At 73.4% G+C, this 20,147-nt stretch carries 22 protein-coding genes and 2 pseudogenes; 12 read left to right on the top strand and 12 right to left on the bottom strand.

Annotated elements, in window-relative coordinates; genetic code table 11:
- Positions 1 to 24 precede the first annotated feature (24 nt).
- Together ACIRBX_RS25670 and ACIRBX_RS25675 are read left to right on the top strand one after the other, a co-directional pair.
- Entirely contained in the window at positions 25 to 501 is a 477-nt protein-coding gene (locus ACIRBX_RS25670) for a hypothetical protein (protein ID WP_402299838.1), read from the top strand.
- A gap of 126 nt (positions 502 to 627) precedes the next feature.
- Positions 628 to 1,464: a phosphodiesterase gene (locus tag ACIRBX_RS25675; RefSeq protein ID WP_402299840.1), complete on the top strand. Its 837-nt coding sequence runs from the start codon at positions 628 to 630 to the stop codon at positions 1,462 to 1,464.
- A gap of 208 nt (positions 1,465 to 1,672) precedes the next feature.
- On the opposite strand, the gene ACIRBX_RS25680 is transcribed toward ACIRBX_RS25675, so the two are convergent.
- Both ACIRBX_RS25680 and ACIRBX_RS25685 read right to left on the bottom strand, forming a co-directional pair.
- Positions 1,673 to 2,212 (bottom strand): hypothetical protein, encoded by a 540-nt coding sequence (locus tag ACIRBX_RS25680; RefSeq protein WP_402299842.1) that lies wholly within the window; start codon positions 2,210 to 2,212, stop codon positions 1,673 to 1,675.
- Between the two features lie 89 nt (positions 2,213 to 2,301).
- The gene (locus tag ACIRBX_RS25685; protein WP_402299844.1) at positions 2,302 to 2,925 is read right to left on the bottom strand and encodes a TetR/AcrR family transcriptional regulator; all 624 of its coding nucleotides are present in this window, start codon (positions 2,923 to 2,925) and stop codon (positions 2,302 to 2,304) included.
- A 113-nt stretch (positions 2,926 to 3,038) separates the two neighbouring features.
- Between ACIRBX_RS25685 and ACIRBX_RS25690 the strand changes: the two genes are divergently transcribed.
- The 6 genes and pseudogenes from ACIRBX_RS25690 to ACIRBX_RS25715 form a co-directional block, all read left to right on the top strand.
- On the top strand, positions 3,039 to 3,710 hold the full coding sequence (locus ACIRBX_RS25690; RefSeq protein WP_402299846.1) for an FMN-dependent NADH-azoreductase: 672 nt from the start codon (positions 3,039 to 3,041) through the stop codon (positions 3,708 to 3,710).
- Positions 3,711 to 3,715: 5 nt separating this feature from the next.
- Positions 3,716 to 4,036 (top strand): DMT family transporter, encoded by a 321-nt coding sequence (locus ACIRBX_RS25695; protein ID WP_402299847.1) that lies wholly within the window; start codon positions 3,716 to 3,718, stop codon positions 4,034 to 4,036.
- 469 nt (positions 4,037 to 4,505) lie between these two features.
- Positions 4,506 to 5,024: a hypothetical protein gene (locus ACIRBX_RS25700; protein WP_402299849.1), complete on the top strand. Its 519-nt coding sequence runs from the start codon at positions 4,506 to 4,508 to the stop codon at positions 5,022 to 5,024.
- A 138-nt stretch (positions 5,025 to 5,162) separates the two neighbouring features.
- Positions 5,163 to 6,173, top strand: a complete 1,011-nt coding sequence (locus ACIRBX_RS25705) for a LacI family DNA-binding transcriptional regulator (RefSeq protein WP_402299851.1) — start codon at positions 5,163 to 5,165, stop codon at positions 6,171 to 6,173.
- Between the two features lie 290 nt (positions 6,174 to 6,463).
- Positions 6,464 to 8,923: pseudogene (locus ACIRBX_RS25710) on the top strand (polysaccharide lyase 8 family protein); the annotation flags it as partial.
- 60 nt (positions 8,924 to 8,983) lie between these two features.
- A pseudogene (locus ACIRBX_RS25715) lies at positions 8,984 to 9,448 on the top strand (DNRLRE domain-containing protein); the annotation flags it as partial.
- Between the two features lie 64 nt (positions 9,449 to 9,512).
- Here the strand turns inward: ACIRBX_RS25715 and ACIRBX_RS25720 are convergent.
- From ACIRBX_RS25720 to ACIRBX_RS25745, 6 genes are all read right to left on the bottom strand, one after another.
- Positions 9,513 to 9,899, bottom strand: a complete 387-nt coding sequence (locus ACIRBX_RS25720; RefSeq protein ID WP_402299852.1) for a VOC family protein — start codon at positions 9,897 to 9,899, stop codon at positions 9,513 to 9,515.
- Between the two features lie 220 nt (positions 9,900 to 10,119).
- Positions 10,120 to 10,371 (bottom strand): hypothetical protein, encoded by a 252-nt coding sequence (locus ACIRBX_RS25725; protein ID WP_402299854.1) that lies wholly within the window; start codon positions 10,369 to 10,371, stop codon positions 10,120 to 10,122.
- Positions 10,372 to 10,641: 270 nt separating this feature from the next.
- Complete coding sequence (locus tag ACIRBX_RS25730) at positions 10,642 to 11,703, bottom strand: S-adenosylmethionine:tRNA ribosyltransferase-isomerase (protein WP_402299855.1); 1,062 nt, start codon at positions 11,701 to 11,703, stop codon at positions 10,642 to 10,644.
- On the bottom strand, positions 11,703 to 12,527 hold the full coding sequence (locus ACIRBX_RS25735) for an SDR family NAD(P)-dependent oxidoreductase (RefSeq protein WP_402299856.1): 825 nt from the start codon (positions 12,525 to 12,527) through the stop codon (positions 11,703 to 11,705). Before ACIRBX_RS25735 ends, ACIRBX_RS25730 begins: the two co-directional genes overlap by 1 nt.
- 119 nt (positions 12,528 to 12,646) lie before the next feature.
- On the bottom strand, positions 12,647 to 13,477 hold the full coding sequence (locus ACIRBX_RS25740; protein ID WP_402299857.1) for a sulfurtransferase: 831 nt from the start codon (positions 13,475 to 13,477) through the stop codon (positions 12,647 to 12,649).
- Positions 13,478 to 13,650: 173 nt separating this feature from the next.
- Positions 13,651 to 14,346 (bottom strand): RibD family protein, encoded by a 696-nt coding sequence (locus tag ACIRBX_RS25745; RefSeq protein WP_402299858.1) that lies wholly within the window; start codon positions 14,344 to 14,346, stop codon positions 13,651 to 13,653.
- 85 nt (positions 14,347 to 14,431) lie between these two features.
- Here ACIRBX_RS25745 and ACIRBX_RS25750 point away from each other — a divergent pair, with 85 nt between their 5' ends.
- On the top strand, positions 14,432 to 14,992 hold the full coding sequence (locus tag ACIRBX_RS25750; protein ID WP_402299859.1) for a hypothetical protein: 561 nt from the start codon (positions 14,432 to 14,434) through the stop codon (positions 14,990 to 14,992).
- Positions 14,993 to 15,058: 66 nt separating this feature from the next.
- On the opposite strand, the gene ACIRBX_RS25755 is transcribed toward ACIRBX_RS25750, so the two are convergent.
- The 4 genes from ACIRBX_RS25755 to ACIRBX_RS25770 are packed head-to-tail and all read right to left on the bottom strand — an operon-like array spanning position 15,059 to position 17,904.
- Positions 15,059 to 15,688, bottom strand: coding sequence for an SMI1/KNR4 family protein (locus tag ACIRBX_RS25755; RefSeq protein ID WP_402299860.1), 630 nt, complete (start codon positions 15,686 to 15,688; stop codon positions 15,059 to 15,061).
- A complete protein-coding gene (locus tag ACIRBX_RS25760) occupies positions 15,685 to 16,503 on the bottom strand; it encodes a hypothetical protein (RefSeq protein ID WP_402299862.1) in 819 nt (272 codons plus the stop codon). The genes ACIRBX_RS25755 and ACIRBX_RS25760 overlap by 4 nt, the downstream gene beginning before the upstream one ends.
- A 16-nt stretch (positions 16,504 to 16,519) precedes the next feature.
- Positions 16,520 to 17,176, bottom strand: coding sequence for a hypothetical protein (locus ACIRBX_RS25765; protein ID WP_402299863.1), 657 nt, complete (start codon positions 17,174 to 17,176; stop codon positions 16,520 to 16,522).
- Positions 17,173 to 17,904: a hypothetical protein gene (locus ACIRBX_RS25770; protein WP_402299864.1), complete on the bottom strand. Its 732-nt coding sequence runs from the start codon at positions 17,902 to 17,904 to the stop codon at positions 17,173 to 17,175. Before ACIRBX_RS25770 ends, ACIRBX_RS25765 begins: the two co-directional genes overlap by 4 nt.
- A gap of 186 nt (positions 17,905 to 18,090) precedes the next feature.
- Here ACIRBX_RS25770 and ACIRBX_RS25775 point away from each other — a divergent pair, with 186 nt between their 5' ends.
- The 3 genes from ACIRBX_RS25775 (at position 18,091) to ACIRBX_RS25785 (ending at position 20,124) form a co-directional block, all read left to right on the top strand.
- Positions 18,091 to 18,783, top strand: coding sequence for a DUF5995 family protein (locus tag ACIRBX_RS25775; protein WP_402299866.1), 693 nt, complete (start codon positions 18,091 to 18,093; stop codon positions 18,781 to 18,783).
- A gap of 131 nt (positions 18,784 to 18,914) precedes the next feature.
- Positions 18,915 to 19,619: a 4'-phosphopantetheinyl transferase gene (locus tag ACIRBX_RS25780; protein ID WP_402299867.1), complete on the top strand. Its 705-nt coding sequence runs from the start codon at positions 18,915 to 18,917 to the stop codon at positions 19,617 to 19,619.
- Between the two features lie 178 nt (positions 19,620 to 19,797).
- Positions 19,798 to 20,124 carry a winged helix-turn-helix transcriptional regulator gene (locus tag ACIRBX_RS25785; RefSeq protein WP_402299869.1) on the top strand — a complete coding sequence of 109 codons (327 nt, stop codon included), beginning with the start codon at positions 19,798 to 19,800 and terminating at the stop codon, positions 20,122 to 20,124.
- Positions 20,125 to 20,147 lie beyond the last annotated feature (23 nt).

Below are 20,147 nucleotides of genomic sequence, written 5' to 3' on the forward strand. Positions count from 1 at the left end.
GGGCGGCACGGGAGAGGACGGACCATGGCTGAACTCCGGGCGCACCACTACCGCTTCGCGCACCGGGTGATGCCCCGGGCCGCCGTGGACTTCGGGCCGACGATGCTCGCCGAACCTCCGGCACACGGCGTGCAGCGCTCCCTGGAGTCCCTGTGGGACGGCTTCGGCGGGACCCTCCCGCCCGAGGACCGGCTGCCGAGTGACGGCCTGTCAGGACAGCACGTCGATCGGGCCGGCCACCGGCTGCTGCTGGTCACCCTGCCGGAGCCGATCGCCGCCGCCGAAGCGCACTTCGTGGCCGTCGTCCAGGTGCGCGGCGAGGAGGCCTGCCGGTTCCTCACCCTGGAGCGTTCCGAGAGTCCGGTCGACGGTTCGGTCGGCACCGTGCTCGGTGAGTGGTCGGCCGAGGGGCACGTCAACTTCGGTGCCGGCCCGGCCCCTCGGCCCGAGCTGTTCCTGAGCGCCATCGATGCGCTGCTCGGAGCGCACCCGACCCGCTGACCCGACCGGCTGACCCGACCCGCTGACCCGATCCCGGGGCCTCGAAGGCCGGCTGCCGTCCCCGGTCGATTCCGCCCTCGGCATGACCGATTGCCGTGCGCCGCAGGCACGTCGGAGTGTTCGAGGATGACCACTCCGACCACTGCCGCCATCGCCGTGGCACACCTCAGCGACCCGCACCTCACCAGCGGCGCACTCGCCGCCGCCCCCGCCGAGAACCTCCACCGCGCACTGGCCCGGGTCCTCACCCTCGACCCCCGACCGGACTGCGTGGTCATCACCGGTGACCTGGTCGACCGCGGCGACCGGAAGGCCTACCCGCTCCTGCACGACCTGATCGACCGCTACCCGCTCCCGCTCCACCTGGTGGCCGGGAATCACGACAACCCCGAGGCGCTGCTCGCGGAGTTCGGCGGCACCCGCTTCCTGGGCGGCGCGGACCGTACGCACCACGCGGTGGACCACCCCGGCTTCACCGTGGTGGTGCTGGACTCGTCGCTGCCCGGCTCACCCGCCGGACGGCTGGGCCCCGAACAGACAACCTGGCTGGACACGGTACTGACCCGACGGCCGGAGATCCCCGCCCTGGTCTGCCTGCACCATCCGCCGGTGGACCTCGGCATCGCGTTCCTCGACGGCATGCGGTTGACCGACGGCGAGGAGCTGGCCACCGTGATCGCCCGGCACGGCAACGTCGCCCGGGTCCTGGCCGGCCACGTCCACCGCCCCGCCACGGCCGCGTTCGCCGGCACGCTGCTCACCGTCGCCCCCAGCACCCACCTGCAGAGTGGCCTGGCCCTGCGCGGCCAGGTGCCCGACTACCTCCCGGAGCCGACCTCCTTCCTGCTCCACCTCCGCACCGCCGCTCCCCTCGCCCCGTCCGCGGATGCCTCACCCACCTCGGGCTGGGTCACCCACACCGTGCCCGTCAGCCACGCCGCTGCCACCATCGGGCTCTACTGACCCACCGTCACGAGCACCGCCCGGGCGGCCGGCAGGTCCTCGACAGCCGACTGCGCACGGCCCACCGCACGGACGGGCAGCGGGTCCTCGTCGGGGCGTGCCGGACCGCCCGGCCCTCGCCGGTGTCCTCGGCCGACGCCCTCCCCGGGCCGAGGACACGGCGATGGCCGGGCGGGGAAGCGGGCGAGCGAGCCCGGCGGTCACGGCCTCACGGGCGGGCCCAGAGCGTCAGGTCGGCGGTGGTGGCCACGGCGAGGGTGTGCCCGGACAGCGAGAAGCCCACCGCCCGGAGTTCGGTGGCGTCGGCGTCGTGGAGGTGCCACCAGGTCCCGCCGTGCGGCCCGGCGCAGCGGTCGCCGTCGGCCGAGAGCAGCACCTGCTCCTCCAGCCCGCCCAGCCGAACGACCGTCAGACTCCAGCCGTCGCCGGTCGCCCGCCCCAGCGTCCCGCCGACCAGCCCGGCGGTCGGCACCCGCAGGCCCGTCAGCGGCCCGATCCCGTGGCAACTGAGGTCCGCCTCCGGCCAGCTGCTCTCCGGCGTCTCCTCCCTGGCCAACAGCTCGCCGGTCACCGCGTCGTAGAGCCCCCGGCCACTGTGCGACATCACCAGCACCAAGTCCCGGCCGTCCTCCGGTGAGACTCCGAAGCCCACCCCGACCAGCCCGCCGACCGCCGCGAGCAGCACCCGCCGCCACGGCGCGGGCGCGGCCACCACCGGCACCTCCGCCCGTGCTCCGGGCTCCACCACCTCGTGTTCCTCCTTCGCGCCTCCGCCGCACGCTCACCGGCCCGACGTCCCCGTCTGCATCCGCGCGCCCGCCGACCATGGCCCCTGCCTCAGGGGCCGCCCAGGGTGCGGTGGGCGAGGTCGGCCAGGGCGGCGGCGATCCGGTCGACCGGGACGCCGCGGTCGCGTTGGTGCCGGAAGAGCTCGGGGGCGAGCGGCGCGAGCAGGTGGTCGGCGGTGGTCTCGGGGTCGGCCAGGCCGGCCTCGCGGGCGAGGTGGGTGACGTGCAGCCGCCAGAAGCCGTACACCCCGGTGCCGTAACGAGCCAGGCCGGTCTCGGCGCCGAGGGCGAGGTGGACGTGGGTCTCCAGCAGCTCGGTCATGGCCGTGTAGAACGCGGCCAACCGGGCGGCCGGGGTCGGCGCGGGCTCGCCGAAGGCCCCCGGCCCGAGTGGCGCGGGGCCGCTCAACAGCCTTTCCTGGAGCGCGCGTTCGTGCTCGTCCAGCAGGGCTCGGGCGATCGCGGCCCGGTCCGGGTAGCGCCGGTAGAGGGTGCCGCGTCCGATGCCGGCGGCCTTCGCGACGTCGTCCATGGTGACGCCCGCCGGATCACGCTCCGCGAACAGCCGCTCGGCGGCGGCCAGCACCCGGGCACGGTTGCGGGCTGCGTCGGCCCGCTCCCGTGGGGGCGGATCTGCGGCGAGCGGCAGCGGGCGCGGTGGGGGTCGGGTCACGGCGGCAGCCTATCCGACAAGTGGACAGAGCGTCCATTTCTGCGTACGGTGAAGCCGCCCGGAAAGTGGACACACAGTCCACTTCTCCCGAAACCCAGGGGGGTTCCACCGCCGTGTCCCGACTCCTGCGCCTCGACAGCAGCGCCCGCTCCGACTCCTTCACCCGCCGGCTCGGCGACGCCTTCGTCCACGCCTGGCGGCAGGGCGGCGGCGGTGAGGTGGTGCACCGCGATCTGACGCTCGATCCGCCACCGCCGATCCGGGAGGGGTGGACCACCATCTGCGACACCCTGCTGCGCGAGGGCATCACCGAGACCGACCGCTACGCCGAGGCGGTCCGCACCGAGCCGGAGCGCCTCGCCTGGGCGGTCACCGAACCGCTGCTGGCCGAACTGCTCGCCGCCGACGTGGTGGTGATCGGAGCCCCGATGTACAACTTCGGCGTGCCGAGCGCACTCAAGGCGTGGATCGACCAGGTGACCTTCCCGAAGATGGTGCTCACCCCCCGCCGCTTCGTGGTCCTCTCGGCGCGCGGGGGTGCCTACGGGCCCGGCACTCCACGTGAGCCCTTCGACCACCAGGCCCGCTACCTCCTCGACTTCTTCCGTGGGCACTACGGCGTGGAGGACGGCGAGGTGATCAGTGCCGAACTGGTCAACTCGCTCACCGACCCCGCCCTGGCCGCCCGGCTGCCGCAGCACCGGGACTCCGCCGCCGCAGCCCTCGACCGGGCGGCCGGGCTCGGGCTGGAGCTGGCCGGTCACCCGGCGACGAAGGGGAGTTGAACGCCATGCCGTGGATCTGGCTGCTGCTGGCCGGTGCCGTCGAGATCGCCTGGTCGCAGAGCATCAAGCCCACCGAGGGATTCACCCGGCTCCCGCAGACCGCGCTCTGCCTCGCCCTGATGCTGGCGGCGGTCTACCTCCTCGGCCTGGCCGTCCGGGACCTCCCGGCCGGCCCCGCCTACGCCGTCTTCACCGGAATCGGCACCGTCGGCGCCGTACTGACCGGAGCACTGCTGGGCGGTGACCGGCTCTCCCCGGTCCAACTCGTCGGTCTGGCGCTGGTGACGGCCGGTCTGGTCACCGTCCGCCTGGGTACCTCCGGCTGAGGCCGGCCCGCGAAGTCGGTCGGCGAGGCCGCCCCGCGCGCTGGGTCCGCAAGGTCGGCCGACGAGGCCCACCCGGGAGGTCGATCGACGGCGAGGGGCTGGCGAATCACCCGGCGGGCGGGCCGTCGGTTCGTGCGGGAGCCCAGTGCTCCGCACGGTGGCGGAGCGCTTGGATGGGTGGTGCGGCCGGGATGCGGGAGGCCGACCCGGCCCGGTCCTCAAGCGGGGCGGGGCGCAGCCTCCCGCGCCCCGGACGGCCGACGCGGGCCACCCGGGGTGGGCAGCCCGCGTCGGCCACTCTCCTGTGGCGTACGCGCACGGCCGGACGTCCCATGGGGCTGGGAACGAACGGGGGCCAGGGCCTGACCGTCCGTCACGGGGGCTCGGCCGGGGCGGACGCCCCCGGCGGGCCCGCACGGGGCAGCGAGGGGGCAGCGGGGTTGTCCGTCCGGCCTCGTACGCTCGCGGGATGACCGTCCCAGAAGGAACCCACCCCACCGTTCCGGTCCGGGTGGGCCACCACCAGGCTCAGATCGACGAGTTGCTCGCCCCGGCGATCGAAGCCTGCTGGCGCAGCGGGTTCGAGACCTTCACCTGCTGCCAGGACCTCGGCGAGAGCAACGCCGGCTGGACGGAGAAGCTGCCCCACATGGCGGCCTACGTCGACTCCCGCCGTGGGTGGATGCTCATCGACTTCCCGATCGACAGCGGGCTGGCCTTCCTCTCCGCCGTCGCGAACTCCGGCCCCCGGGACGCCTTCTACGTCCGGATGACCCACTGGGCGGCTCCGGACGCGTGGGACGTCAGGATCAAGCCCATGGACGCCGCGATGTTCCGCGAGGAGTCGGCCTCGCAGTTCGGCCTGCGGCTGCTCCAGGTGAGCTTCCCCGCGTACGACCTGCCGGAGCTGACCCGACGCCTCGGCGAGTACGCCGCCGGTCGGCTGGTGGAGCCCGGCCCAGTCGACTGGAGCACCGTCGGACGCTGAGCACGAAGCCGGCGGCGCCGTCCGCGCGAGGCCCCGGTTCGGCAGGCACCCTCACCGACCGACCGCCCCGAACCGGTACCCTGACGGCCCGAAACCTGCCGAACGGGGGCCTCGACAATGGGTGTGACGCTGGGCGATGTGGCACGCGAGGCCGGGGTCTCGCTGGCGACCGCCTCCCGGGTGCTGAACGGGTCGTCGATCCGGAAGGTGAGCACCGCCCTGGCCGAGCACGTGCGGGACACTGCGGATGCGCTCGGGTACCTGCCGAACGCCCCCGCCCAGGCACTGGCCCGCGCCGCCACCGCCACCGTGGGCATCCTGCTGCACGACGTATCCGACCCGTACTTCGCGGCGCTCGCCCGGGGCGCCTGCGACAGCGTGGTGGCCGCCGGTCTGATGCCCCTGGTGGTCAACACCGACGGCGACCCGGCCACCGAACTGCGCGGGGTGCGGATGCTGCACGCCCAGCGGGTGCAGGCCATCGTGCTGGCCGGGTCCGGCTACACCGACGCGGAGGCGGCCGTCCGGCTGGACGTGGCGCTCGCCGAGTACCGGGCCGACGGCGGGTCGGTGGCCGCCGTCACCGACCACGGACCGGCCTACCACACCGTCCGGCCGGCCAACCGGACCGGAGCGGCGGAGCTGACCAGGGCCCTGCTGGCGCTCGGCCACCGGGACTTCGCGGTGATCACCGGACCGAGCCGGCTCCGGGTGCCGGGCGAGCGGCTGGCCGGGGTGCGGCAAGCGCTTGCCGAGGCCGGGGTGGAGCTGCCCGAATCGGCGGTTCTGCGGTCGGAGTTCACCCGTGAGGGTGGCCGCCGGGCGATGGCCTCGCTCCTCGGGGGTGACGGCGGGGGGCGGGTCCCGACGGCGGTGCTGGCCTTGGCGGACGTCTGCGCGGTGGGTGCACTCGCCGCCTGCCGGGAGCGCGGGGTCCGGGTGCCGGAGGACGTCTCGGTGGCCGGGTTCGACGACATACCGCTCGCGGAGGACCTCAGCCTGCCCCTGAGCACCGTCCGGATACCGCTCACCCTGATGGGCGCCGAGGCGGTCCGGCTGGCGCTGCGCACCCCGGCGGACACCGTGGGCAGCTTCGACGCGCCGGTCCAGGTGGTGCTCCGCTCCACCACTGCGGCGCCCCGCCGCTGACGGTCCGTCGGCCGCTGCCCCGTCGGGCCCGGCCCCTCGTTCCCTGCGACGCCCCCACACCGACACCCACGGAGTCCGCGTCCGGCACCTCCGACGGCGACCGCCGACACCGGCCGCGCGACCGCGTCCGGCTGCGCGGGTGCGCGCCTGCTGAACCGTCACCCCGGTAAGCGCTTACCGCCTTTCCCCCCAAGGGCTCACCCCATCCCGTCCAGGCCATTGACGCCCCTTCAGGTAAGCGCTTACCGTCGTCCCGCCCCGGCCCCCACCGCCCCGGAGGACGCACCACCATGCCCACCACCCCGCAGCGCCCCACCCCACGACCCACCCCACCGCCCGGTCTGCTCTCCCGCCGCCGCCTGCTGCAACTCGCCGCCCTCGGCCCCGCCACCGCCGTACTCGCCTCGCTGCCGACCCTCGCCGCCCCCACCCCCGCCTGGGCCGCCGCCAACGCCACCAACGCCACCGATGCCTACGACACCCTCCGGCTCCGCTGGCGTGACCTGCTCACCGGCACCGGCTTCGACCCCGCCTCCGCTCCCTTCGCCACCACCCTGACCGCCCTCGGCGACCGAGCCCGCGCCCAGCTCCAGGGCATGGCCCCGACCTCCACCGCCCTCTGGCCCGACCTCCCGCTGGGCAGCAACTCGGCGAACGTCACCGCCTCGCACACCCGCCTGCGCACCATGGCCCTGGCCTGGGCGCAGCCGGGCACCGGCCTGACCGGCGATCCGGCCCTGGCCACCGCCGTCGTCACGGGGCTGAACCACCTCAACACCACCTCCGGCGGCTACACCCCCACCACCACCGCCTACGGCAACTGGTGGGACTGGCAGATCGGCACCCCGCAGGCCCTGCTGGACGTCTGCGTCCTGGTCCACGACCGCCTGACGCCCGCTCAGCTCACCTCCCTCCTCGCCGCCGTGGACCGCCAGGTCCCCGACTCCCGGGTCTCCGGCTACAGCGGCACCAGCACCGGCGCCAACCGGGTGGACCTCTGCCGCGTCCTCGCCCTGCGCGGCATCCTCGGCCGCGCCTCCGCCAAGCTCGCCACCGCGACCACCGCGCTCTCCCCGGTCTTCCCGTACGTGTTGACCGGCGACGGTCTGTACGCCGACGGCTCCTTCGTCCAGCACACCTGGGTCCCCTACACCGGTTCGTACGGCGAGGTGCTGCTCGGCGGGCTCAGCCGGCTCTTCGCCCTGCTGGCCGGCTCGGCCTGGCAGGTCTCCGATCCCGCCCGGCAGAACGTCTTCGACGCCGTCACCGACGCCTACGCGCCGTTCCTCTACAACGGCCTGGTGATGGACCCGGTCAGCGGACGGGCCGTCAGCCGGGGCCGCCAGAGCGGTGATCAGTTCCAGCTCCAGCAGGACGACCACACCCGGGGCCACACCCTGATCGGCCACATCCTCCGGCTGGCCGACTCCGGCGCCGCCCCCGCCGCGCAGTCCGCCGCCTGGCGCTCCGCCGTCAAGGGCTGGCTGACCCGCGACTACTACCTCCCCTACCTCTCGAACGGCTACCTGGACGTCCCCGAGCTGGCCCGTGCCCAGGCGCTGCTGTCCTCCTCCACCAGCGCCTCCCCCGAGCCGCTCGGGGCCAGGGTGTTCGCGATGGACCGCGCCGTGGTGCGCCGGGCCGGCTGGGCCGCCGCGCTGAGCCTCTGCTCGGCCCGCACCACCTTCTACGAGACCGGCAACGGCGAGCACCTGCGCGGCTGGCACAGCAACAACGGCATGCTCTCCTGGTGGGGCGCCACCTTCGGCAACGGGCAGTACTCGGACGCCTTCTGGCCCACCGTCGACCCCTACCGCCTGCCCGGCACCACCGTCTCCGCCAAGCCGCTCGCCGACGCGGCCGGGGGCACCTGGGGCGCGCCCCGCCCCGACGCCGTCTGGGCCGGCGGCGCCACCGACGGAAGCTACGCCGCCGTCGGCCAGGACCTGCGCGGCCTCTCCTCCACCCTCACCGGGCGCAAGTCCTGGTTCCTGCTGGACGATGCGATCGTCTGCCTGGGCGCGGGCATCAGCTCCACCGACGGCGCCCGGGTGGAGACCGTCCTCGACAACCGCAACCTCGGCCCCGGCGGCACCCACACCCTGACCGTGGACGGCGTCGCCCAGCCCGCCACCCTCGGCTGGTCCAGCCGCCTCGACGGCGCCCGCGCCGTCACCGTCTCCGGCTTCGGCGGCTACGTCCTCCCGGCCGGGACCGGTCTGCTCGCCAAGCGCGAGGCGCGCACCGGCAGTTGGCGTGACATCAACACCAACGGTTCCACCGAGCAGCTCACCCGGCGCTACCTCACCCTCTGGTTCGACCACGGCACCGACCCCACCGACGCCACCTACGAGTACCAGCTGCTGCCCGGCGCGAGCGCCACCGCCACGGCCGCCCGGGCCGCCGCCCCGACCGTCACCACCCTGGCCAACTCCCCCACCGTGCAGGCGATATCGGACTCGGCCTCCGGCGTCACGGCCGCCAACTTCTTCGCCGCCGGCACCGCCGGGCCGGTCACCGCCTCCGCCCCGTGCTCGGTGCTGGTCCGCACCCAGGGCGCCACCCGCACCGTCACCGTCGCCGACCCGTCCCGCCGGTCCGCCACCGTGACGGTCACCCTCACCGGCACCGGCCGCCCCGTCGCGCCCGCCCCGGGCGTCCAGGTGCTGGGCACCGAGGGCACCGTCACCCTCCTGGTGGAGCTCGGCGGCACCCAGGGGGCCGGCCGCACCGTCACCCTCTCCTCCGCCTCCGGCGCCCCGGCCGCCGCCACCGCGACGCTGCTCGCCCCGACCCGGGACAGCTTCGTCCGCGACGGCTCCTACGCCACCGTCAACTACGGCACCGCCACCACCCTCACGGTGAAGAACACCAACAGCACCGACAGCGGCTTCGGCCGCCGCGCGCTGCTCGCGTTCGACACCACGGCCGTCCCCGGCACCGTCCGCCGCGCGGTCCTCTGGGTGCACGGCGCGGTCGCCGACTCCGGCGGCACCCTGGCCACCCTCCAGGCGTTCGCCACCGCAGGCGACGACTGGACCGAACCCACCGTCACCTGGGCGAACGCCCCCGCCCTGGCCCAGGCCCTGGGCACCGGCCGGATCTCCACCGCACCCGACTGGATCGCGCTGGACGTGACGGCCGCCGTCACCCCGGGCCGCCCCGCCCTCACCCTCGCCCTCTGGCAACCGCTCGGCGCCGTCGGCCTGGCCGTCAACCTCGACGCCCGCAGCCACCCGACGTACCCGCCCGTGCTGGAGGTGGTCAGCTCCTGACCACCGCAGGGCCCGCCTCGTCGGGCCGCCGAACGCCCGGCGGTCCGACGAGGCGGGCCAGGGCCTACGAGCGGACGTAGGGCCGGGTCATGATCTCCATGTTGTGCCCGTCGGGGTCGGCGAAGTAGACGCCCCGGCCGCCGAACCAGGCGTTCTCCCGGCCGGGGTCGGTGTGGTCGGGGTTGGCGTAGTAGGTGACGCCGCCCGCCTCCAGGCGGGCGATGATGCCGTCGAACTCCTCGTCGGGGACCAGGAAGGCGTAGTGCTGGCCCTGCACCGGCTCGTCGCGCTTCTCGTAGTAGTCGAGCGTCACGTCGTTGCCGAGGTCCACGGGGAGGAACGGCCCGAACGGGTTGCCGACCTCCAACCCCAGGACGGTGGCCAGGAATTCGGCCGACGCCTGGCGGTCGCTGGCGTAGACGGCGGTGTGGTTGAGCTGGATGTGCGTCATCGGTGGTGTGGTCTCCGTTCTCGGTGTCCTTCAGGAACGGCGCTGCCGCAGGAGGGCGCGCCGGAGGCGAGGAAACGGAGCGAGGTGGCGGGGCTCTGACCCGCCTCGGGCTCAAGCCGAGGCCGGGTAACCCACTCGTGCGTGGCCCAAGGCCGACCCGGTAGTCACACGAACGACCATACTGATCACGGAAGTCCGGGGCAAGCCTCCGCCCCGGCGATCACAGCACGGTGATCGCGAAGGCCCAGAGGTGCGGGGTGGCCGGGACGATCGCGTAGTGCACGATGGCGTGCGCGGTGGTGACCACCCGGACGGTGTCGTCGAGGTCGTAGCGGTCCGCCGACGGCCAGGCGTAGGGGTGCTCCTGGGCGCGCAGCAGGGCCTGCCGGAGCTCCCGGCGGGCCGGGACGGCGAGGTCGCCGACCACGGCGGCGACGGGCTTGGCGATGCGCAGGGTGTAGGGGTGCGTCACTGGCCCGGGTCCTCGTGGGGTCGCCGGACCTGCCTGTTGACCCGGCGTCATACCGTCAGCCTACCGACAGCGGGAGCCCTCCGGGCCCGGATCGGCGCGCTCGGCACCGTCGGTCCGGGCCCCGGCCGCGCGACCGTTCCGCCCGCCGCACCGCCCGCCCCAGCGTTCGCGCTCGCCGCCCGTCGCCTGCCCCGCCCCCGCACGGCGACCCTCCACGCGCCGCCACTGCCACCCCCACCCCCACCACCTCGGCCTCGGCCTCGACCTCCGTCACGGCAGCAGCAGGTTCACGTCGCCGAACTCGTGCCACAGGTACCGTCCTTGGAGCGCCTCGGCGTAGCAGCGTTCGAGCAGCGGCCTGCCCGCCACCGCCGCCAGCAGGTCGAGGTGCGAGGCGCGCGGCTCGTGCCAGCCGGTGAGCAGCCCGTCCACGCAGCGCACGCCCCGCTCGGCGGTGACCACCAGATCGGTCCAGCCCTCGGCGGCCCGCACGGTGCCGTCCTCGGCGGTGGCGGACTCCAGGGCCCGGACGGCGGTGGTGCCGACCGCGATCACCCGGCCGCCGTGCTCGCGGACGTGGCCGACCAGCCGGGCGGTGGCGGCCGGGACGCGGTACCACTCGGGGTAGGGCCGTTCGTGGAGCTCCGGTGAGGCCACCCCGGTGTGCAGCGTGACCGGCGCCAGCAGCACGCCCCGGGCGGCCAGCCGCGCGACCGTCTCGGCGGTGAACGGTCTTGCCGCGCTCGGCATCTCGCTGCTTCCCGGCTCGCTCGCGAAGACCGTCTGATAGGTACTCAACGGCCAGTCCCGGTCCACGTAGCCGTACCGGATGGCCCGTCCGTGGGCGGCCAGGTAGCCGGCGAGCGGGGCGGGCAGGGCGAGCCGGGCGTACCAGAGGCGCGGGGTGTACGGGCCGGTCAGCTCGGCGCTGCCGCCGCCCGGCAGGGTGACGGTCAACCCGGGCCGGGCGGGCGAGAGTTCGGGCGGGAAGTACTCCGATCCGCCACCGCCCGGCCGGCGCAGCTCGACCAGGTGGGCGCCCCGGGCGTCCGGCCGGGCGGAGGAGAGGTGCAGGGTGACGGGCGCGCCGTCGGGGAGCCGTCCGGGCAGCGCGGCGGGCAGGGTGGCGGAGTTGTTGACCACCAGCAGGTCGCCCGGCTCCAGCACCTGCGGGAGATCGGCGAACACCCGGTGCTCGGTGGCGAGTCCGCTCCGGCGGCCGACCAGCATCCGGACCCCGTCCCGGTGCAGACCGCGGGCCTCGGCCGGTGCCCGGGCGGACAGCTCGGCCGGGACGGTGAAGTCGAGTCCGCTCTCCGTGGCGGTGGCCATCAGTGACCTCCCGTCGTCGGCGTGCCGGCGCCGTCCGGGGCGAGGTCGGCGGCACGGTGGCGGCCGGAGTCGGGGCGGCCGGCCAGCAGGGCGCGGAAGGCGGGCACCACGGTGGCCGGCAGCGGCCGGTCGGAGATGTCCTCGCCGGGGAACGCCTCCTGGTGCATCACGGTGCGCATGTCGCCCGGGTCCACCGCCCAGACCCGGAGTGCGGGCTCCTCCTCGGCCAGGATCGCCGAGGCGTGGTCGAGGGCGGCCTTGCTCGCGCCGTATCCGCCCCAGCCGGCGTACGCCTCGACGGCGGCGTCCGAGGAGAGGTTGAGCACCGCCCCGTGGTGGGAGCGGAGTTGGGGCAGCAGCAGCTGGGTCAGGGCGATCGGTCCGAGCACGTTGACCTCGAAGGTCTCCAGCAGGCCGGGCAGCGGGAAGTCGGCGAGCCTGGGCAGTGGCGCCCCGGCCAGCGGGTAGCCGGTGAGCGTGGAGGCGTTGTTGACCAGCAGCTCGGCACCGCCGAGCGCGGCGGCGGCCGCCGCCAGCCGCTCCCGGTGGTCGTCGTCCACCACCGATCCGGCCAGTGCCACGACTTCGGTGCGGCCGGCCAACTCCTTCTGCACTGCCGCCAGTTCGAGGGCCCCCCGGGCGGTGATGACCAGCTTCCAGCCGTCCTCGGCGAGCGCTCGGGCCAGCTCGAGACCGAGGCCCCGGGAGGCCCCGGTCACGACGGCCACCCGGGCGACGGTGTCGGCCCCGGCGGGAGTGGCCGTCACGGCCTCGGCGGCGGGGACGACCACGGGGACGCTTGCGGAGTCAGAGGTGATGTCCATGGCGATACTGTCGCCCCGGGCACCGCACCCCGGGATCGGCCACCGGACGCAGCACGCCCGGTCCCTTGGGCCTACTCCTCCGGCCGCAGACCCACCCCGGTCTCACCGTCCCGCCGGCCTCACTCCCCCGTCACCACCGGGAGCTCGGCCCGCGCGCCCCACTCGCTCCACGAACCGTCGTAGACCGCCAGCCGCCGGTACCCGGCCAGGTCGGCGCCCAGGGCCAGCACGCAGGCCGTCACCCCGGAGCCGCAGCTGAACACCAGCTCCTCCCGCTCGCCCACCAACTCCTCGAACAGCGACCGCAGTTCCGCAGCCGACCGCATCCGGCCGCCGTCCTGAAGACGGCCGAACGGGAGGTTGAACGCCCCGGGCATGTGGCCGCCGCGCAGACCCTCCCTGGGCTCCGGTGCCGTCCCGGCGAACCGCCCGGCCGTCCGGGCGTCCAGCACCGCGCGGTCCGGATCGGCCAGGGCCGCGCCCACCACCTCCCGGTCCACGACCAGCCCCGGACGCGGGGCGGCCGTGAAGTCGCCGGGGACCACCGGCCGCTCCGCCACCCCACGGGGCAGCCCGGCCGCCTCCCAGGCGGGCAGGCCGCCGTCCAGCACCGCGACCCGGTCGAAGCCCATCGCCCGGAACATCCACCAGGCCCGCGCGGCGGAGTAGATGCCGGTGCCGTCGTAGACCACCACCGTGGAGTCGTCGTTGACGCCCAACTCCCGTACCGCTGACGTGAACTGCTCCACCGAGGGCATGGTGTGCGGCAGCGGGTCACCGTGGTCCGAGAAGGCCCCCTCCAGGTCGAACACCCCGGCCCCGCGGATCGGCTGCACCCCCTCGGGCCGTTCCCCGACCGGCACGTCCAGCACCACCAGGTCGGGGTGCCCGAGGCACCCGGCCAGCCAGTGCACGTCGACCAGCGGTCCGGGGAGAGCGAGCGAAGTCATCGGCGGTGTCCTGTCGGTCCGTACGGAGCGGGAGCCAGCTCTGACCCCCGCAGCCCCGATTCTGCTCCACCGCCCGCACCACGCCGCCCCCAGGTCCGCGCCGGCCGCGCCCCTCCCCCGCTGCCTCACCGCCCACAGGCCTCACCGCCAGCCAACCTCACCGCCCACGGGCCTCACCCGAGCGCCCCCTCCTTCGGCGCGTACCGCAGCAGCACCACATCCCCGACCGTGCTCGCGCCGAGCAGCCGCATCCGCCGGGTGCTCCCGCCCGGGAACTCCGCCGGGTGGACGAACCTCGGCGCCGCCGCCTCCCCCACCAGCAACGGCGCCACCGCCCACTGCACCTCGTCGGCCAGGCCCTGCGCGAGGAACTGCGTGTGGATCCGGCCCCCGCCCTCCACCATCAGGCGCCGCACCCCGCGCTCCGCCAGGTCGTCCAGCATCGGCCCGAAGTCCACGGTCTCCCCGAGCCCCACCACCTCGGCCAGACCGGCCGTACCGGCCAGCACCGGCCGCAGCCGGGCCGCGCCCGCGTCCGTCGTGTAGACCACCTTCCCGCCCCCGGAGTGCCAGAACCGCAGCTCCGGCCCCAGCTCCCCGCCCGCCGTGACGGTCACCTTCAGCGGGTGCTCCGGCTTCCCCGCCGCCACCCGGGCGGCCCGCCGGGCCGGGCTGTTGACGAGCAGTCGGGGATCGTCGGTGCGCACGGTGTTCCCGCCGATCAGGATCGCGTCCGACTCGGCCCGCAGCTGGTCCACCCGGTCGAAGTCCGCCGCGTTGGACAGCAGCAGCCGCTGCGGCGAGGTGTCGTCGATGCACCCGTCGATCGAGGTGGCGACGCTCAGCAGGACGTGGGGGCGGTCGGCCATCGAGGGGTCCGTTCTCCGGTGGGGGTGGGCGTAGGCTCTCGGCTGATCATCCGTCATACGAGGTCATACGAGGGGCAGTGCAGACATGGGCCAGAAGATCATCCGGTTCTCGGACCTGACCGGCAAGCACGTCGAGGACGACGGCGCGTTGGTGCGGATCGTGGTGCGGGACCACCCGGAGCTGACGGACGGTCCAGTCGAGATCGAGGCGCTCGCCGAGGAGCTGGCCCCGGTGGAGGAGCTGGCGCTCGACCTGGTGACGGTGGAGCTGTACCGGCCGGGCAGCGAGCGGCCGGAGACGGTGGTGATGGAGGCCGGGGTGTTCGACCGCCTGGCCGTGGCGACGCCGATGGCCGAGGTGCTGCGCGGCGCCAAGCGGGTCGCCTCCGCCGGCATCCCGAGCCAGCAGACCGCCCCGGCGGGCACCCGGGAACGGGTCAACTACGCGAGCCTGGAGCACGCCGGCCGCCCGCACAAGGGCCGCACCACCGACGCCGAGAAGCAGCTGGTCCAGCAGCACCTGGAGGAGGTCAACGAGCGCCTCAGCTCCGAGGGCCTGCGCACCATCGACCTCGCCAACGCCGACCACGTCTCCCGCTACGGCCTGGAGTCCCTGGCCCGGGACCTCGGCGTGATGCTGGGCTGACGGCCCCACCCGCAACCTGCCTCGGGGCGCCGGCCCACAACCCCGGCGCCCCGCCACCTCTCGGGGTCAGTCCGTGGCCAGTCGGATGGTCGCACCGTCCGGCGCGCCGTGGACCTTCTGCGCGACCGGGCCCCGGATCCGCATGGCGACCGCGGCGTCCTTGACCACCAGGTTGTCGAACTCGTACGTGCCACCCATGACGAAGAACTGCAGCGGGATCAAGCGCTCGTTCGGCTCGAGCGCACCATTCTCCTGCTGGAAGGCGTACGAGAAGGCATTCACCCCGTTCACATCCGGGTCGGAGAGCAGCCAGGCCGCCCACTCCTCCAGGCTGGTGCCGATCACGGCCACCTCGGCCGTCTCGGGGTCGAACCGGACCACCTCGGTGCCGCCCATGACCGCGAACTGCGCACCGAAGAGGTCCTGCCCGAAGCAGAACAGGTCGTCCGCGAGCCCGTTGTAGGAGTCCTTCCACAGCTCGTCCGTGTTCCAGGCGAGGAGGTCGTGGCCGAGGCCCTCGTCGCCGACCCGGAAGACCTGGACGCCACCGTTGAACAGGAAGAAGCCGTTCATCCGCGTGATGACCCGGCCGAGCTCGACCAGCGGCCCGCTCTCCACGCCGAAGTCGAGTTCGATCTCCGGGCCCATCGGACCGCGGGCCCGGCCCATCAGCTGCTCGAGCGCGCTCTGCGTCATTCCTTCTTCTCCGCTGCTTCAGGGCCGATCGGCCGCGTCAGGTACTGCTCTCGCACCCGGTCCGTCACGACCAGGCGCAGGGCTGGTTGGAGGACCGGGTCATCCGGAACGGCATCCCAGGCCTTGTAGGGCCACCATCGCTCACGAGCCGCCAAGAGCATCCTCTCACCACGGAGGAGGTCGCCCTGGGTCGCGTACCATCCGGCCATCCACAGGCACGAGGCGTACCGATCCGGCACCGCACCTGCGGACTCGGCGACCTGATGGGCCCGCTCGAAATCGTTGGCGTTGGTCAGGCCCTGCCAGAGGGCGTGTCGGGCGCCGCTGTCCAGCGTGTCGAAGCCCTGGACGGCCAGACTCTCGACCTGGCCGTCCAGAGGCCGCGAGGAACCACCCCAGTCGAAGTAGCTCGGCAGGAGCTCCTCCAGTGGACGTCTCGTCACCTCGTCGGCCAGCCAGGTCAGGTCCCCTGCCAGTACGCAGTCCTGAGGCATGCGGTCAGCCGCAGCGAGCAGTCGGGGCCGGGCCGGCTGATCGGCGTACAGCTCCGCCGCCAGGAAGATCGTACTGAACGGCACGTCCTGGTCACACAGTTCACCACCCAGTGAGCCGTCCCGAAGGATCAGCGCTTCGACGAGGTCCGCTGCCTCGGCGAACCGATCACGCCACGAAAGCACCTGAACGGCAGCGGCAGCAGCTTCCCACGCCTCATCGCGGTCACCGTCCGACCGCGTCGCGAGTCTCACCAGGTCCGGAAGGGTCTCGTCGAACCGCCCTTGGCGGGCACTGGAGATGAGCGCCTCAGCGACGTTCATGACGGTCCTCTCATAGCTAATGTCTGACCCTGACCCTGACCCGCGCTCCTTCGGGTAGGCCCCGGACAGCACTCCCCATACTCGAGCCCGAACCAGTGTTGTCACTGCTGGGTATGTACTTTACGCTGGCCCCCTTTCCGCCCTCCTTGTACATCGCCGGTGGGTACTCATCGCGGTCGTCCGGCGGCCGGGTGGCAATGCCGCGCAGCGAATCATCCCGATTGTCGTCAGCACCGGGCCGGTCGATGGTCAGGATCGACGGCTTGGGCGGTCCTTGCCTCGATCGGTCGCCGCGCCAAATCTGTCCCTGCTGAGCCTGCTCGATGTGGTCGGCCGACTCCGGATAGCGCGACCTCGGGATGACCATCTCTGCGTCGTAGTCTCCCCGGACTCCGAAGTGGCCGGCGATTTCGGTCCGCGCTGCGGCCTGACGCTTGATCCGGCCACGGGCACCGGGGCCGATCTCGCCGTGGTTCTTCGCGATCTTCTCAGCGAGGGCGATGATCTCGCGTTTGTGCGCGTCATCGGCATCGACGATGTGCTTGACGACCTGTTGGGCGCCCTGACCAGCTTGCTGGTACATGTCACTGACGGCTCGGCCCGCCTCCTGGCTCAGCGTCTTGCCAATCTTCTGGGCTGCCTCTTCCAACGCCTTGGCGATCGGATTGCTCAACTGAACGACACCCCCGAGGTAGCACCGGCAAACGCTCGGGCGTGGGCGGCCACCTGATCGGCATGCTCATCGAGCATGGCGGCGCAGCGGAGCAGTTCCTGCGGATTGACCCTGAACCCGTCACCGCTGCCGCCGCCGCCCGAGGCAACCCCGTTGACGGCGGCCTGCACACCTCGGAACACCAGGCCGGTCGCGGCACGCTCGACCACGGCGACCAGCGGGTCGACCGCCTGTGCGACGAGCATGCCGATGACCTGCTCCTCGACCTCCCGCAGGATGGCGTTGATGATTCGTTTCTGCACCTCGATCAGAGCCACCTCCGCAGCAGCGGCGACGCCCAGGGTGGCGACCGACGCGGCGGTGGCCGCGGCCAGCTCGGCCGCGGCGATTCCGAGTTGGGTGATGACGGCAATCTTGGCCGCCACGATGGCATCCGCAGCCACATCCAGCACGATGGCAGAGGCGTTGCATATCTGGACCAACTCGTCCATGTGGTCGGAGGACATCGCGGTCCAGCGATCCACCAGTCTCTGGTAGGAGTCCGCCTGATAGTGCTCGGCCATCTGCCGAATGACCGACGTGGCCGTCTGGTGCGTGCCGTCGATGTCCGTCGCGAACCTGCGGACCTGATCCGCGAACTCCCGCACCTTGTCTTCGTTCACCTCCGGCCAGTTGAAGCCGATGAGGTCCATCACCCAGACCAACTCGCCGGGCAGCTCGATAGCCACGGTCCCCCCGCTGTGCGATCGCGATATGTGTTCGAACACCCTAGCCTGACCCTTCACCAGGGTCTCGGTCGCCCCCGAACCACCATGAATCCCCCTCTATAGGTCAGATCCGCCAGCGCGCGATGCCCTGCGCCTCACGGCATTGGCCCATTCCACGGCACACTCCCCAGCAGGCATGCTGAGTGCATGGCAAGCCAACCGACCCTGACGGTCGACCAGGTCATCGAACGGATGCGGCAGTTGCAGCGGGAGCTGCCCGAGGGTGACGGGGTCGGGGTGTTCAACGCGATGTACCTGTCCGTCACCGAGCTGATCGGGCAGCGGATCACCGCCGGGTTCTTCGACGATCCCGTCTTCATGGCGGAGCTGGACGCCCGCTTCGCGGCCCGCTACCTCGCGGCCGTGGACACCGCCGCCACCGGCGGGCGCCCGGCGGCCTGTTGGCGACCGCTGTTCGACCTGCGCGGCCACCGGGGCGTGCACCCGCTCCAGTTCGCCCTCGCCGGGATGAACGCGCACATCGAGAACGACCTCCCGCTCTCGGTGGTGGACACCTGCCGCACCCTCGGCCGGGAGCCGTCCGGGATCGAGCGCGACTACCAGCGGGTGAACGCCCTGCTGGCCCAGGTCGAGGACCAGGTCCGTGACGAACTCCTCGGCGGTCCGGACGAGGTGGACCTCGCCGATCCGCTCCTGCACGTCATCGGCGTCTGGAGCATCGGCCGGGCCCGGGACGCCGCCTGGGCCAGCACCCTGGCGCTCTGGGAGCTGCGCGGCATCCCCTTCGTCCGGGGCGCCTTCACCGACACCCTCTCCGGCTCGGTCGGCATGGTCAGCCGGGCACTCCTCACCCCGATGGACGGAGTCGGCCGACGCTGACGGCCGGGGCGGCGGGTGAGGAGCGTCACCCCTGACGGAACGTCAGGGTGCGGCGGGGTCACGGTCGCTAGGGTGACGGGATGACCACGAACGGAGCGGCGGGCACCGCCGTCCCGGCAGGACGGTGACCCGTGATCGAGCGCATCCTCGGCGAGGCCGTGGCGGCGGTGGACAGCACCGTGGACACGCCGGGCTCGGAGCTGTACCCGGCCGAGCGGGCCGCCGTCGCCAAGGCGGTGGCCGGACGGCAGGCGGAGTACGCGACGGTCCGTGCCTGTGCGCGGCGGGCGATGGAGCGGCTGGGGCTGCCCGCCGCACCGGTCCCGGTCGGCGAGCACGGTGAACCGCTGTGGCCGGCGGGCGTGGTGGGGAGCATGACGCACTGCACCGGGTACCGGGCCGCCGCGCTCGGGCTCGCCCGTGACGTCCGCGCGATCGGCATCGACGCCGAACCCAACGCCGCCCTCAAGGACGGGGTGCTCGAAGCGGTCTCGCTCCCCGCGGAGCGGGTGTGGGTCCGGCAGTTGACCGACTCGCACCCCGGCGTCGCCTGGGACCGGCTGCTGTTCAGCGCCAAGGAGGCGGTCTACAAGGCGTGGTTCCCGCTGACCCGCCGTCGGCTGGACTTCGACCAGGCGCTGATCACCGTGGACCGGGCCCGGGGGACCTTCGAGGCCCGCCTGCTCGTCCCCGGGCCGATGACGGGCCCAGTGACAGGCCCAGTGCCGGACCCGGTGCCGGGCCCGGGCGACGGGCCGGGGCCGACCGTGCTCCCGGGGCGCTGGCTGGCCCACGGCGGGCTGGTCCTGACGGCGGTAGCGCTGCCGGCGGCCTGACCGCAGCACCCCGACCCGGCGGCTCCGCCCGGGCTGGTTCTCTCGCGAACGAGCCTTTCACCGCAATGGCGACGGCTGCCGCCCGTGCATGTCACCCTCGATGCCGCTGAGTTACGCTGGAGCGCACACCGTAACGGGCCGGTCGGGATCGAACCGGCGAGATGGCAGGGGTGGGACTATGAGCGTTCGGGCGAGACCGACACACTGTGGTCTGGACTCCGCGATGGAAGTCATCAGCGGGAAGTGGAAGGTGCTGATCCTCTGGGCGCTGCGCCACCAGGCCCGGCGGTTCGGCGACCTCCGGCGGCAGGTCCCGGGAGTCAGCGAGAAGGTGCTGATCCAGCAGCTGCGGGAGCTGGAGGCGGACGGGATCGTGCTGCGGGAGACGTACGAGGAGGCTCCGCTGCGGGTGGAGTACTCACTGACCAAGGACGGCGTGGCACTTGACGAGGCGTTGAAGCCGCTCGGCGTCTGGGGCCGGGAGCGCCTGTCCGTTCGGAACTGACACCCCGTGGGACGGCAGGAGGC

The organism is Kitasatospora sp. NPDC096147, from assembly GCF_044763225.1.
GTDB lineage: Bacteria > Actinomycetota > Actinomycetes > Streptomycetales > Streptomycetaceae > Kitasatospora.

What these genes read in the sequence shown, in the direction of transcription:
- ACIRBX_RS25670 (WP_402299838.1), top strand. Translation starts at nt 25, where the DNA reads ATGGCTGAACTCCGGGCGCACCACTACCGCTTCGCGCACCGGGTGATG.
- ACIRBX_RS25675 (WP_402299840.1), top strand. Translation starts at nt 628, where the DNA reads ATGACCACTCCGACCACTGCCGCCATCGCCGTGGCACACCTCAGCGAC.
- ACIRBX_RS25695 (WP_402299847.1), top strand. Translation starts at nt 3,716, where the DNA reads ATGCCGTGGATCTGGCTGCTGCTGGCCGGTGCCGTCGAGATCGCCTGG.
- ACIRBX_RS25700 (WP_402299849.1), top strand. Translation starts at nt 4,506, where the DNA reads ATGACCGTCCCAGAAGGAACCCACCCCACCGTTCCGGTCCGGGTGGGC.
- ACIRBX_RS25720 (WP_402299852.1), bottom strand. Translation starts at nt 9,899, where the DNA reads ATGACGCACATCCAGCTCAACCACACCGCCGTCTACGCCAGCGACCGC.
- ACIRBX_RS25730 (WP_402299855.1), bottom strand. Translation starts at nt 11,703, where the DNA reads ATGGCCACCGCCACGGAGAGCGGACTCGACTTCACCGTCCCGGCCGAG.
- ACIRBX_RS25735 (WP_402299856.1), bottom strand. Translation starts at nt 12,527, where the DNA reads ATGGACATCACCTCTGACTCCGCAAGCGTCCCCGTGGTCGTCCCCGCC.
- ACIRBX_RS25740 (WP_402299857.1), bottom strand. Translation starts at nt 13,477, where the DNA reads ATGACTTCGCTCGCTCTCCCCGGACCGCTGGTCGACGTGCACTGGCTG.
- ACIRBX_RS25745 (WP_402299858.1), bottom strand. Translation starts at nt 14,346, where the DNA reads ATGGCCGACCGCCCCCACGTCCTGCTGAGCGTCGCCACCTCGATCGAC.
- ACIRBX_RS25750 (WP_402299859.1), top strand. Translation starts at nt 14,432, where the DNA reads ATGGGCCAGAAGATCATCCGGTTCTCGGACCTGACCGGCAAGCACGTC.
- ACIRBX_RS25755 (WP_402299860.1), bottom strand. Translation starts at nt 15,688, where the DNA reads ATGACGCAGAGCGCGCTCGAGCAGCTGATGGGCCGGGCCCGCGGTCCG.
- ACIRBX_RS25760 (WP_402299862.1), bottom strand. Translation starts at nt 16,503, where the DNA reads ATGAACGTCGCTGAGGCGCTCATCTCCAGTGCCCGCCAAGGGCGGTTC.
- ACIRBX_RS25775 (WP_402299866.1), top strand. Translation starts at nt 18,091, where the DNA reads ATGGCAAGCCAACCGACCCTGACGGTCGACCAGGTCATCGAACGGATG.
- ACIRBX_RS25785 (WP_402299869.1), top strand. Translation starts at nt 19,798, where the DNA reads ATGAGCGTTCGGGCGAGACCGACACACTGTGGTCTGGACTCCGCGATG.